Raw genomic sequence first — 13,215 nt, 5'->3', positions numbered from 1 at the left:
ATCCACAGGGGTTCCTTATAAGCTAGGGCGGTGACGAGTCTCGATCTTAGTGTTTCTTTCCAGGAGTCCTTCAAGGCGTACGACGTGCGCGGCATCGTCGGCGAAACGATTACTGCGGCCACGGTGGAGGCCACCGGCGCCGCCTTTGTGGACGTCCTCGGGCTGGCCGGACAGACAGTCCTAGTCGGCGGGGACATGCGCCCGTCCTCCCCCGAGTTCGCGCAGGCCTTCGCCCGCGGTGCCGCGGCCCGCGGGGCGAACCCGAAGATGCTGGGCCTGATCTCCACGGACGAGCTCTACTTCGCCTGCGGCACCCTGTCCGCGGCCGGCGTCGTCTTCACCGCCTCGCACAACCCGGCCGAATACAACGGCATGAAAATGGCCCTGCCCGGCGCCGTCCCGGTCTCCTCCGACACCGGACTCTACGAGATCCGCGACACCGCCGCCCGCTACCTCACCGACGGCATCCCCGCCTCCGGTCCCGGCACGCTCAGCGAACAGGACGTGCTGGCCGACTACGCCGGCTACCTGCGCTCCCTGGTGGACCTCTCCGGCTCCCGGCGCCTGAAGGTCGTGGTCGACGCCGGCAACGGCATGGCCGGACTGACCACCCCCGCGGTCCTGGGCGACGGTGTGCTGCCCGCGCTGCCGCTGGAAATCACCGAACTGTACTTCGAGCTCGACGGCACGTTCCCGAACCACCCGGCCAACCCGCTGGAACCGGAAAACCTGCGCGACCTGCAGGCCGCCGTCGTCGCCCACGGCGCGGACATCGGCCTGGCGTTCGACGGCGACGCGGACCGCTGCTTCGTGATCGACGAAACAGGCAACCCCGTCTCGCCCTCCGCCGTCACCGCGCTGGTGGCCCGCCGCGAAATCGCCCGCGCCAAGGCCGCCGGCGAGGACACCCCGGTGATCATCCACAACCTGATCACCTCCCGCGCCGTGCCCGAACTCGTCGCCACCGACGGCGGTCGCGCCGTGCGCACCCGGGTGGGGCATTCCTTCATCAAAGCCGTGATGGCCGCCGAGGGCGCCGTGTTCGGCGGGGAGCACTCCGCGCACTACTACTTCCGCGACTTCTTCAACGCCGACACTGGCATGCTCGCCGCGATGCACGTCCTGGCCGCCCTCGGCGAACAGGACCAACCGCTCTCCGTCCTGGCGCACGAGTACGAGCCGTACGTCTCCTCCGGCGAGATCAACTCGAAGATCGAGGACAAGGACGCCGCCGTCGCCCGCGTCCGCGCCCGGTTCGCCGGTCAGGACGTGGACATCGACGAACTCGACGGTGTGACTTTCACCGCCCGCGACGGCTCCTGGTGGTTCAACCTCCGCCCGTCCAACACCGAGCCCTTCCTGCGCCTGAACGCAGAAGCCATCGACACCGCAACACTGGACAAGGTCCGGGACACCGTCCTGGGACTGGTAAGGGAATAACCAATGAGCACAGAGGGCACTTCGTGGCGCGAAGGTATAGAACCTGAGGTCCTGAACGACATCGACACGCTCTTCGGCACGGGCCTGGGCATGGCGCAGGAGCAGCTGGAAGAACACGGCGCCTTCCTGCCGGTGGGCCTGGTCATGACCACCGACGGCGAGCTGCGGCTGATCGCCGTCCAGCCCGAGGACATCGAGGGCGACGAGGAATCCGACGAGGTGGACGCGGATGCCATGATCCAGGACATCTACACCGCGTTGCAGCAGGAGAAGTCGCAGTTCCGCGCGATCGCAGTGATCAGCGACATCTACCTGCCCGACAATGACACGGACGCCATCCACGTCGCCACCGAGCATTCGTGGGGAGCCGCCATCGCGGCCATCCAGCCCTACAGCCATGACGACGACGGCGAGTGGACCTACCCCGACCCGTTCATCGACCCGCAGGACCGGATCGTCTGGCCGCCCGCCTAACACCGGACGGAGCAACCTCCGGACGGAGCATCGACTCAGCGGCGTTAGAATGCCTGCATGCGGATCAATGCCTTCTCTGACGTGTGCCTGCGCGCCCTCATGCTGCTCAGCGCCTCGCCCGAAGGCGAACTGCTGACAACACAGGCCATAGCCGACGGCGTCGGAACTCCCTACAACCACGTCAGCAAAGCAGTCCTGAAACTGCGCTCCCTCGGCCTCGTGGACGCGGTCCGCGGCCGCTCCGGAGGCGTGCGTTTGAGCGCCAAAGGGCGTACGACGACGGTGGGCTGGCTCCTGCGCGAACTGGACGAGCGCGAAGACCTAGTCGACTGCGAAAGCGCCGCCGGCAACTGCCCGATGAGCAACAACTGCGGCCTGCGCGGGGCCCTGCGCCGCGCCCGCGAGGCCTTCTACCGCGAACTCGACGATCTGGTCGTCTCGAGCCTGCCGCATCAGGCCCAAATGGAGCCGGTCTTTGTGATGTTGAACACACGCCGCCCGGCCTAGGCGCGAAAAATCAAGGAAGTTTCTACACGTGGTAGAAATGTGGATTTAAACCAGCATTTGGGATGCTACTTTTGAGGCATCAACCACCTTCCGACCCAAGGAGTAACGATGCTCTCGGAGAAATCCCGCCCCATCATTGAAGCCACCCTCCCCCTCGTGGGCGAACGGTTGGGGAGCATTACACCGAACTTCTACAGCCGCATGTTCGCGGCGCATCCGGAACTCCTTGACGGGCTTTTCAGCCGCGCCAACCAGCGCAACGGGGAGCAGCAGAAGGCCTTGGCCGGTTCCATCGCCGCCTTCGCCTCCGCCTTGGTCGCCAACCCCGATCTGATCCCCGAGACCATGCTCAGCCGCATCGCCAACAAGCACACCTCGCTGGGCATCACCGAAGACCAGTACGACATCGTCTACAAGTACCTCTTCGAAGCCATCGCCGAAGAGCTGGCCGATGTGATCACCGCGGAGATCGCCGAAGCCTGGACCGAGGTCTACTGGTTGATGGCCAACGCCCTGATCAAGATCGAAAAGGGCCTCTACGCACAGCAGGCCAATGACAAGATGTGGACGCCGTGGAAGGTCGTGGAGAAGAACCCGGCCGGCACCGGCGCCATGACCTTCGTCCTCGAGCCGGCGGATGACACCCCGGCCACCGTCGCCCGCCCCGGCCAGTTCGTCAGCGTCAAGGTCCAGCTGCCCGACGGCCTGCGCCAGGTCCGCCAGTACTCGCTCTCCGCCGACGTCCACTCCACCGAACGCCGGGTCTTCACCACCAAACTCGACGACGGCGGCGAGGTCTCCCCCGTGCTCCACCGCACCGTCCAGGTCGACGATGTCCTCGAGCTGTCCAACCCCTACGGCGACGTCACCCTGGACGAGGGCGACAACCCGGTAGTCTTCGCCACCGCAGGCATCGGCTGCACCCCGTCCGCGTCCGCACTGCGCTCCCTGGCCCGGCAGGGTTCCAGCCGCGAAGTAATGGTCCTGCACGCGGAGAAGAACCTGGAAGCCTGGGCGTTGCGCGACCAGATGGTCAACGACATCGAAAAGCTCGACGGCGCCAACCTCAAGCTGTGGCTCGAAGAGCCGGCCGAAGGCGCCAGCACAGGCTTCATGACCCTGCAGGATGTAGAACTGCCGGTCGACGCCTCCGTCTACGTCTGCGGCCCGCTGCCGTTCATGAAGTCCATCCGCAACCAGGCGATCGACGCCGGTATCCCCGCCACCAAGATCCACTACGAGGTCTTCGGCCCGGATCTCTGGCTCGCCTCGGCAAACTAAGGCCCCTCGAAAAAAGCAGCCACCATCCCAACAGTCGGCGGCCCGGAAATGTCCGGGCCGCCGTCGTTGTTAAGCGCACTCATCGTCAGGCGCGCTCATCGCCGGCGGGCAGGACCAGACCGGCGGAACCATCCACGAGGACCTGCTGACCGTCCCGCAGCACATCCGTTCCGGTACCGGTTCCCATCACCGCGGGAATGCCGTACTCGCGCGCTACGATCGCGGCGTGCGAGCCGAGGCCGCCAGCGTCCACAACGACGGCGGCGGCGCGCTGGAACAACGGCGTCCACGAGGGATTGGTGTACGGGCAGACGAGAACCTCCCCGCTGACCAAGGTGCCGAAGTCCGCCGGCGAGCGGATCACCCGGACCCGTCCGGCCGCCCGGCCTGCGCTGGCCGCTGTGCCGGAAACCAGGGCATTCCCGTGCCGGCGCCTGCCGGCGAAGAGGGCATCCGTCGGCAGCAAGGGAATACCTTCGAGCTCGCGGCGCTTTGCCTCGCGCGCCAGCACCACGCGGCGGTACCGCTCGCGTTCGGCGGCCGGCAGTACCGCGCCGTCGCCGATGCCGTTGCCGATGCCGTCGCGGCCACCGCCAGCGCTGCCGCCTCCGCCTCCGCCTCCGCCTCCGATTGTCATCGTTTGGAGTTCGTCGAAGCGCAGGTGGTGGACCTGGTCCGGTGACTCCAGCACACCGACCGCGGCCAGCCTCTGCCCGAGCTCCAGCAGCGCCCGGCGCAGCGGCGGCAGCAGTTTGGTGGCGTAGAAGTGGGTGTCTTCGCGGAACGCCATGCCGGCTTTGGCGGCCGCGACGGCGCCCTCGATCTGGCGCCGGAGCGGTCCAAACCGGAGGGCGGGATGCCGCTCCAGCTCCCGCAGGGCCTGTCCGGTCTGGTCAGCGCCCTGGTGCCGTTCGCCCAGCATCGCCTTGACCAGGCCGAGCACCACATCGGGAGCGCCGGACCAGGTGGGTGCGCTGCTGAGCACAATGCTGACTGTCTCGCGGTGGCCGTACACTGTCAGGAAAGCGTCGAAATCAGCGCGGAAGCCGGCGAAATCCGGCTCATTCAGCCGGACGAGCAGCTCCGCTGCGGCCAATTCATCAAACGCCGCGGAGAGAGCGGGATCGCGCTGGATGCCCTCCGCCAGCTGCTCCAGAGCGCGGTTGGCCTGGCTGGTGCGGGTTTCGGCGCCGGCGACCAGCGCAGAGGCCAGCCGGGGCTTGCCCAGCAGCAGCAGTAACAAGCGCAGCTTGGCCTGCGGGACAAACGCCCCGGGCAGATAGGCGGCGCGCAGTTCGGTAATCCAGTGAATCGCGGCGAAGGCGTCCTCGGCCAACCGGATAACTTCGTGCCAGCGCAGCGGCTCCGGATCCCGCGCATTCAGTTGTTCCACCTCGGCCAGGAACGCGGTGAACCGGCCGTCCTCTGTCCATTTGTCCGGCCTGAACCGGCGGACGCGCAGGGCGATGGACATGGGCGCTGCGACGGTCCGGAGCGTTGGCCGCGGGATCGGTGGAACCAGCCGGACCACCACCCCGTCTTCTTCCGGCAGCAGCTGTTCAATGGACGGGAACCGGACGCCAACGCTGCCCGCCATTCCCCGGAGCATGGCGCCGATTCCCTGATCTATCCAGCCCGAGACATCCAACGGGTAGGGCCGCTGCGTGAACATTTCGAGGAAGAACGGCCCCATCAGCTTCTGGAACCGGTTCAGTTTCAGCGGTTGTGGCGGCAGTGCTGTCATCGGACGTGACTGCAGGACGTAGATCCGATCCCCGGCTACCGCCCATTCCATGTCCTGCGGCCGGCCGAACAGCTCCGCCGCCTGCCGCGCCAGCCGCACCAGTTCCGCGAGCTGTGCCGGGCTAAGCGAAGGCTGCAGGTCCGCGTTGGCCCGGACGCGACCGCGGCCCTCGCGGGCACCGGGGACATCGCTGATCCCGCCGTTCTCGCTGGCGGCTCGGGTCTCGCCGGTTCCGCCGTCGTCGTACGCGTGAATCACTACTTCACGTCGCCCAGGGGCATAATCCCTCAGGCGTCCAGCGCTGTCGAGAACATAATGGTCCGGCGTAACCAGGCCGGAGACCACGGCTTCCCCCAGCCCGCTGCTGGCATCCACGACAATCTCGTCCCGCGCACCGGTTACGGGGTTCGCGCCGAACATCACGCCGGCCATCTCTGCCGGAACCATGTCCTGAACGACGACGGCGATAGCCACCTCATGCGGATCGATCCGCTGCCGCTGGCGGTAAGCGATCGCCCGGTCCGTCCAGAGCGAGGCCCAGCAATCCGCCACGGCCTGGATCACCGCATCCTCGCCGACAACATTGAGGTAGGTGTCCTGCTGGCCGGCGAAGGCTGCGCCCGGCAGGTCCTCGGCCGTGGCACTCGATCGCACGGCTACTGGTTTCGAACCCAGCTGAGCATATGCATCCGCTACTGCCGCCCGGATCTTTGGCGGAAGGCTCGTGGCTGCAAATTCCGACCTGATACTGGCACCGTCCGCGCCCAATTGCAGCAGTTCCGCCAGTTTCCCGCCGAGCGGCGTGGAGTCCAGCAGGGCGGCGTACGCCCGGGTGGTAATGACGAAGCCGTCCGGCACGGGAAAGCTGGTGCGGATCAGCTCACCGAGGTTGGCGCCCTTGCCGCCTGCCAAGGCGATATCATCGGCGCAGAACCCGGCCAGCCGTCCCACAAATGCGCTTTCAGTCATTCTGAGGATCCTCCGAGGGTCGCCGACGGCCGGTCCTCTACAAGATACGCCCGGAGCCCGTTAAAAGAAGCAGGCCCCGACTCAATTGTCGGGACCTGCTTCCGTACGGTCCTAGCGGCAGGGAACCTTACGCGGCGAAGCGCTCCTGCAGCACCTTCAGCTGTGCGGACAGCTGCTCCGGCAGGGACTCCCCGAAGCGGGCGTACCATTCCTCGATGCCCTTGAGCTCTTCGGCCCATTCAGCAGGATCAACCTTGACGGCTTCCTCAACCTGTTCCGGCGTCATGTCTAGACCGGTGAGATCGAGGGAGTCCGGCGTCGGCACGAAGCCGATCGGCGTTTCCGTGGCCTTGGCCTTGCCTTCGATCCGCTCGATGGCCCACTTCAGCACTCGGGAGTTGTCCCCGAAGCCCGGCCACGCGAAGCCACCGTCGGCCGTGCGGCGGAACCAGTTGACCAGGAAGATCTTGGGCAGACGCTCCTGGTTGCCCTTGCCGGAAACGGTGATCCAGTGGCGCAGGTAATCGCCGGCGTCGTAACCCATGAAGGGCAGCATTGCCATCGGGTCGCGGCGGACCACACCCACGGCACCGGCTGCAGCGGCAGTGGTTTCCGAGGACAACGTGGAGCCCATGAAGATGCCGTTGGTCCAGTCGCGGGCCTCGGTGACCAGCGGGATGGTGGTCTTGCGGCGTCCGCCGAAGAGGATGGCGTCAATGGCCACGCCCTGCGGGTCGTGGTACTCCGGTGCCAGCATGTCGACCTGGTCGATCGGTGTGCAGAACCGCGAGTTCGGGTGCGCGGCGGGACGGCCCGCCTCCGGGGTCCATTCGTTGCCCTGCCAGTCGGTCAGACGCTCGGGAACTTCATCCGTCATGCCCTCCCACCAGACACCGCCGTCGTCGGTCAGCGCCACGTTGGTGAAGATGGAGTTGCCCTTGGCAATGGCGCGCATGGCGTTGGGGTTGGTGCTCCACCCCGTACCCGGCGCCACACCGAACAGGCCGAATTCAGGGTTGACCGCCCGCAGCTCGCCTTCTTTGCCGAAGCGCATCCAGTTGATGTCGTCGCCGAGGGTCTCGGCCTTCCATCCCTCGATGGTCGGATCCAGCAGGGCCAGATTGGTCTTGCCACAGGCCGAGGGGAAGGCAGCGGCGATGTGGTAAGCCTTGTTCTCCGGGCTGGTCAGCTTGAGGATCAGCATGTGCTCGGCAAGCCAACCCTCGTCGCGGGCCATGACAGACGCGATGCGCAGGGAGTAGCACTTCTTGCCCAACAGCGCGTTGCCACCATAGCCGGAACCGTAGGACCAGATGGAGCGCTCCTCGGGGAAGTGGACAATCCACTTCTCCTCGTTGCACGGCCACGGAACATCCTGCTGACCCGGCTCCAGTGGAGCGCCTACGGAGTGCAGTGCCGGCACGAAGAAGGCATCCAGCTCTTCGATCTTGCGCAGCACATCCGAGCCGATGCGGGCCATGATGCGCATGGAGGCGACCACGTAAGCGCTGTCGGTAATTTCGACGCCGAACTTCGGATCTTCTGCGTCCAGGTGTCCCATGACGAACGGGATCACATACATGGTGCGGCCACGCATGCTGCCGGCGAAGCGCTCCCGCAGGATGCCCTTCATCTTGGCCGGTTCCATCCAGTTGTTGGTGAAGCCGGAGTCGCGTTCGTTCTCCGAGCAGATAAACGTCCGCTCTTCGACGCGGGCCACGTCCTTAGGATCGGAGGAGCCGGCAAAGGAGTTCGGGAACAATTCGGGGTTCAGCCGCTTGAGCGTGCCTGCCTCGACCAGTTCATCCGTCAGTTGCTTGTACTCGGCTTCCGAACCGTCCACCCAATAGACTGAGTCAGGCTGCGTCAGCTCGGAAACTTCGGAAACCCAGGCCAGAAGCTTGGCATGTGTAGTTGGTGCGTTCTCGAGTGTTTCGTCAAGAACCGGCTGACGCGCGTTATCGCCCATGACTCTTCCCTTTCTCGGGCCAGTGGTGTGTATTGATGCTATGGGCCATGGAGTAGACCGGACTGCAGCTTTGTAACGCAAACCACTGATCGATGTTGCTGTCAACCGCGGAAAATCAGGGTTTTTCCTTTCGGGCATCGCGCTTTAAGTGATAAAGGTCATATAGACCGGTCTAGTTCACATTAGTCATCGAGGGCCTAAATGTCGAGTCATCCGCATGATCCCGGGGGTTTTGAGGGGTGGCGATCCTCGCCCCAGCGCCGATTTGGTGACCGGAAGGAAACACGCTAGAGTTATATCCGGCCGCGAGGCCAAAGCGCCCATAGCTCAGCTGGATAGAGCGTCTGTCTACGGAACAGAAGGCCGGGGGTTCGAATCCCTCTGGGCGCACCACTCGAGATGAGGCTCGGTCAATATTTGACCGGGCCTCTTTTTTGTTTCCGGAACCGTTTGCTTGCAGATGGTGCGCGATCAGGCTGATCCCTATGTCAGTCGACTCTCTTACATCACTCGGCGGGCCGCTTGCGAAACTTTTGATGAGCCGCCTGCTTGCTCACACCCAGGACTGCGGCAATGGCCGCCCAACTAACGTCGGCGTTGCGAGCTTGCAGCACCCAGTAGTGCTCCTGCCGCTCCATTTGCAGTCGGGCCTTGCGAATAGCGCCGAGTTCCTGCAATGGATCGCCACCTTCAGCTTGGCTGAGACCAGTTTTTGAGGCCATGCCGTCAGGATACGTTGACGATTTGGTGGCGTCAATCATTTCTAGAACGGTGGCGGGGAGTAGAGATCCGGTGGTGGTGGTTCGGTTGGCGGGCGGATGGACCAGCTGTTTTCGGGAGTGCTGGTCCATTCGTGGCCGGTCCGCGATTTCCAAATGGTGCTGCCGTCGGCGTATTGGGTGACTTTCCAGCCACCTTTGTGCTTCGCACGATGGTCGGGTTTGCAGGCGGCTTTAAGATTTTCGAGCACTGTTTTACCGCCGTCTTCCCAGGCGATGGTGTGGTCAATTTCGCAGAACCGGGCTTCGACGCGGCAGCCGGGGCCGCTGCAGTGCCCGTCGCGTAACCGGACGAGTCGTTTCAGCCATTCGGGCGGGTGTCTGAGGTCTTTCGCGGCGGCGATCGCGTTGTGGTATTCATCGGTCAGGACCGGCAGCCAGGATTCCGCGAGTCCGGCGAGGTTGCGTGCCATTTCCGGCGGGATCGGCCCGTAGCCGGCGAGTTCGCCAGGTTCCTCGCTCAACCTTGCCGCGGTCTCCAACGACAATGTGACCGCGACACTGGCGGTCACACCGGCCCCGGCACCGGTCCCCGTACCCTTGCAGGTTCCGTTCCCGGTCCGGGTGGCTGCGCTGCTGGTACAGCTGCCGGTGCCGTTGCCGTTCCCGGTGGCTGCGCTGCCGTTGCCGTTGCCGCCGCAGGTGCCAGTCCCGCTGCCGTGGAGGATCAGGTCGGTGATGACATCGGCGCGCAGCTGGGGCAGGGTGCGGGCCTCTTCGGGGCCTTGCAGCTTCTTCGAGAGGGCCTGGACCAGGTTGAACACCATGAGCGCCTTGTCCGCGCTGCAGCGGAACCAGACTTCGGCCATCCCGTCATCCTGCGGCACGAGACCGACGTTGCGGGACTGGTTCGCTTTTTCGTGGCGGACGGTGAGGGTTTCCGGGTGCAGCCGTTCGCGGGCCTTGCGGGCCCGGGCCCGCACGGTGTCCACGGTGATCTTCCCGGCTTTGGGCAGGACCTTGGCCTCGAACGCGGGCAGCAGGTTTTCGGGCAGGTCGGCGGAGCCGCGGGCGATGGCGGTGGCCCGCGGCAGGTCCAGGTCCCCGGCGGCCATGGCCTCCACCGTGCCCGGCAAATGCTCGCACAGTTGCGCGGCCTCGGCCAGATCCTTTTCCGCGCTGCCGCGGGGCTGGGCCAGGGCCGCGGCGATCTCCGTTGCGGCGCAGGAGGAGAACCCGTGCGCGTTGCCGGTCTCGGCGTCTTCGGCCGGGCGCAGTTCGGTGAACCGGTTCAATGCCTTCACCCGGCCGGACTGCAGCCACGCCACGGTTTTCGCGCATGCCTGCAGGTAATCAATGGTCCCGACATCATCGAGGGCCTCCGGATCAATCCGTTCCAGCACCCCGGCCAGCGCCGCCGGCGCGAGGTCCTCCCAGCCCTCCGGCAGGCCCGGCGCCTCCGGCAGGCCCGGCGCCTCCGGCAGCACCGCAGCCTTCGCCAGCACCTGGCCGGCCTCCTCCGCGGCTTCCTCGGCCGCTTCGTCGAAAGGGTCCCCGAGCCGGCCGCCGAAGGCCAGATTCTCCTCGGCCCAGGCGTCCAGGAGGACCTTATGCAGCATGATTTCCAGCAGCGAACTCCCCGCCAGGCCGAGCGCCCGCAAGCCACGCTCCAGGTCCCGCTCCGGCGCCGGTATGAAATCAAACTGGAAGTCTTCCATACACCCACCCTACGAACCGCCTCTGACAGTTTGTGACCGCCCACACACCACGGGGCGGAGCATGGCAGAAAAACGCCAGAAAACTTTCCGGCACCCGTGGCCGAAGGCCGGCGATGGGCGACGTACTTGCGACGGGCCGTAAGCCCTGCAGCGCGCCTTAGCGCAAGGCAAGCCACCGCCGTCGTTATTTGGATCCTGACTGGGAGCGTCCGTGAGCTTTTCCGGACTGCTCTGGGGCTTGCCGGCTCAGCGCTGCACGACGAACCGCGTCAGCTTGGCGTCGCGTCCATCGAGTTCGGCCCAGCTCTTCTCATGTTCGAAGACCGTCAGGCCGGATGTCGGGTAGTGCAAGGCCATGTCCATCACCGATTCCTCGTCCGATTCCACCGAGGCGAGCCGCATGGCCAGATTCTGCACCGCGGGCATGTGGCTGATCACCAGCAAGCTCGTGATGGTGTCCGGGAGCTGGTTGATCTCGCTAAGCACCTGCGTGGCGGAGGCTTCGTAGATTCCGTCGGAGAGCATCGGGGTGGGCGCCTTGTCGCCGAGCGCGTTGCAGATCCAGGTGCAGGTCTGCCGCGTGCGAAGCGCGGACGAACACAGAATGAAGTCGGGAATGTGGCCCTGCTCCACCATCCACCGGCCAATCAGCGGCGCCTCATTGTGCCCTCGCTGCGCCAGCGGCCGCTCGTGATCCTCCACGCCCAGCGGCCAGGCAGCCTTGGCATGGCGCAGGATCAGCAGCTTCTTGATGTGGTGCTCGCTCATCCTCCGAGTCTAGCTGCGGCGCCTAATCGGCCCTTTGTGTCCCTTGTGCCCGGACGGAGCAGCTGCAAGGCTCGGAGCATGGCGGATCAGACGATGAAGGTAGATGTAGTAGTTATTGGCGCCGGAGCCGTTGGCGAAAACGTCGCCGAACGCACGGCGCGCGGTGGCTTGAAGACCGTCCTGATCGAAAAGGCGCTTGTGGGCGGTGAGTGTTCCTATTGGGCATGTATGCCTTCGAAGGCACTTTTACGCCCTGGCACCGCTGTAAATGCCGCGCGAAGCATAGACGGCGCCAAGCAGGCGGTCACCGGGACGCTGGATGTCGACGCAGTGCTCAAGCGCCGGGACGGCTTTACCTCGCACTGGGACGACAAGTCGCAGGTGGAATGGGTGCACGGCGCGGGCATCGAACTGCTCCGCGGCACGGCGCGGCTGACCGGCACGTGCATGGTGGAACTGGCTGCGGAGGACGGCGCCACCACCTCCATCGAGGCTGGCCACGCGGTTGTGCTGGCGACCGGCTCCGTGCCCATAATCCCGCCGATCGAGGGTTTGGACCGCGTTGATTTCTGGGGCACGCGGGAGGCCACCGCTTCGCAGGAGATTCCGCAAAACCTGCTGGTGCTCGGCGGCGGCGTGTCCGGGGCGGAACTGGCGCAGGCCTATGCCCGGCTGGGAGCGGCCGTCACGCTGGTTGCCCGGGGCGATCTGCTGGCCAATTATCCGGAGCCGGCACGCCGTCTGGTGGAGGCCGGGCTGCGCGAGGAGGGCATCGACATCCGGCTGCACACCACCACCCAGAAGGCCACACAGAATGACTCAGGCATCCATCTGACGTTGGTACCGACAAATAGCGACGGCGGCGCCGCGCCTTCGATTGTCAGTGGCGCCAAACTGCTGGTTTCCACCGGACGCCATCCGGCCCTGGCCGACCTGGGACTTGAATCCGTGGGTGTGGTCCCCGAGAAACTTGAGACCGATTCCAGCGGACAGGTGGCCGGCGTCGAGGACGGCTGGCTTTACGCCGTCGGAGACGCCGCGGGCAAGGCGCTCCTGACCCACCAAGGGAAGTACGAGGCCCGTGCCACCGGAGAGGCGATCGCTGCAAGGGTCGCGGGCGACCTGGGCAGCGGCACTCCGGAACCGTGGAGCCGGTTCGCGGCCACCGCGGACGAGGCTGCGGTACCGTCCGTGGTCTTCACGGATCCGGAAGTGGCGATGGTCGGGCTGACACTTGAGCAGGCGCGGAAGAATGGCGCCAATGCCAGGGCCGTAGAACTGCCGATCGCCGTCGCCGGCTCCGCGCTGCACGCCGACGGATATGACGGTTGGGCGCAGCTGGTGATCGACGAGGACCGCAAAGTCATTCTTGGCGCCACCTTCGCCGGGCCCGATGTCAGTGAGTTGCTGCACGCGGCGACCATCGCCGTCGTCGGCCAGGTTCCGGTGGATCGCCTCTGGCATGCGGTTCCGGCCTACCCCACCATCAGCGAAGTCTGGCTCCGGCTGTTGGAGGAATACGGACTCTAAACCGAAGTTACGTGGGCTGATCGCCCTGGTTCCTTGTGGTTCCGGGTGATCAGCCCTCTTTTGTACCACCGTTTGTAGCCACTAAATTGTGGTGTG

General features: G+C 65.5%; 10 protein-coding genes and 1 tRNA gene. 6 read left to right on the top strand and 5 right to left on the bottom strand.

The features are described 5' to 3' along the window. The first annotated feature begins 30 nt into the window (after positions 1-30). The 4 genes from B0G38_RS20090 (at position 31) to B0G38_RS20075 (ending at position 3,702) form a co-directional block, all read left to right on the top strand. Positions 31-1,440 (top strand): phosphomannomutase/phosphoglucomutase, encoded by a 1,410-nt coding sequence (locus B0G38_RS20090; protein ID WP_264671089.1) that lies wholly within the window; start codon positions 31-33, stop codon positions 1,438-1,440. A 3-nt stretch (positions 1,441-1,443) separates the two neighbouring features. Further along, positions 1,444-1,914: a hypothetical protein gene (locus tag B0G38_RS20085; RefSeq protein WP_169992935.1), complete on the top strand. Its 471-nt coding sequence runs from the start codon at positions 1,444-1,446 to the stop codon at positions 1,912-1,914. Between the two features lie 57 nt (positions 1,915-1,971). After that, the gene (locus tag B0G38_RS20080; RefSeq protein WP_264671088.1) at positions 1,972-2,421 is read left to right on the top strand and encodes an RrF2 family transcriptional regulator; all 450 of its coding nucleotides are present in this window, start codon (positions 1,972-1,974) and stop codon (positions 2,419-2,421) included. A gap of 108 nt (positions 2,422-2,529) precedes the next feature. After that, on the top strand, positions 2,530-3,702 hold the full coding sequence (locus tag B0G38_RS20075; RefSeq protein ID WP_264671087.1) for a globin domain-containing protein: 1,173 nt from the start codon (positions 2,530-2,532) through the stop codon (positions 3,700-3,702). Positions 3,703-3,787: 85 nt separating this feature from the next. On the opposite strand, the gene B0G38_RS20070 is transcribed toward B0G38_RS20075, so the two are convergent. Then, positions 3,788-6,415, bottom strand: coding sequence for a PEP/pyruvate-binding domain-containing protein (locus B0G38_RS20070; RefSeq protein ID WP_264671086.1), 2,628 nt, complete (start codon positions 6,413-6,415; stop codon positions 3,788-3,790). Between the two features lie 127 nt (positions 6,416-6,542). Further along, positions 6,543-8,384 (bottom strand): phosphoenolpyruvate carboxykinase (GTP), encoded by a 1,842-nt coding sequence (locus B0G38_RS20065; protein WP_264671085.1) that lies wholly within the window; start codon positions 8,382-8,384, stop codon positions 6,543-6,545. 316 nt (positions 8,385-8,700) lie between these two features. Between B0G38_RS20065 and B0G38_RS20060 the strand changes: the two genes are divergently transcribed. Next, positions 8,701-8,777, top strand: a tRNA-Arg gene (locus tag B0G38_RS20060). 113 nt (positions 8,778-8,890) lie between these two features. Here the strand turns inward: B0G38_RS20060 and B0G38_RS20055 are convergent. From B0G38_RS20055 to B0G38_RS20045, 3 genes are all read right to left on the bottom strand, one after another. Beyond that, positions 8,891-9,145, bottom strand: coding sequence for an AsnC family protein (locus B0G38_RS20055; protein WP_264671084.1), 255 nt, complete (start codon positions 9,143-9,145; stop codon positions 8,891-8,893). Between the two features lie 2 nt (positions 9,146-9,147). Continuing rightward, the gene (locus tag B0G38_RS20050) at positions 9,148-10,821 is read right to left on the bottom strand and encodes an HNH endonuclease signature motif containing protein (protein WP_264671083.1); all 1,674 of its coding nucleotides are present in this window, start codon (positions 10,819-10,821) and stop codon (positions 9,148-9,150) included. A gap of 246 nt (positions 10,822-11,067) precedes the next feature. Continuing rightward, entirely contained in the window at positions 11,068-11,589 is a 522-nt protein-coding gene (locus B0G38_RS20045; RefSeq protein WP_264671082.1) for a SixA phosphatase family protein, read from the bottom strand. Between the two features lie 78 nt (positions 11,590-11,667). Between B0G38_RS20045 and B0G38_RS20040 the strand changes: the two genes are divergently transcribed. Beyond that, positions 11,668-13,119: a dihydrolipoyl dehydrogenase family protein gene (locus B0G38_RS20040; protein ID WP_264671081.1), complete on the top strand. Its 1,452-nt coding sequence runs from the start codon at positions 11,668-11,670 to the stop codon at positions 13,117-13,119. Positions 13,120-13,215 lie beyond the last annotated feature (96 nt).

It is taken from the genome of Crystallibacter permensis (genome assembly GCF_025960875.1).
Classification (GTDB): domain Bacteria; phylum Actinomycetota; class Actinomycetes; order Actinomycetales; family Micrococcaceae; genus Crystallibacter; species Crystallibacter permensis.
Note: the sequence above shows the minus strand (reverse complement) of the source record. Positions and strands in the feature narration are given on the sequence as shown.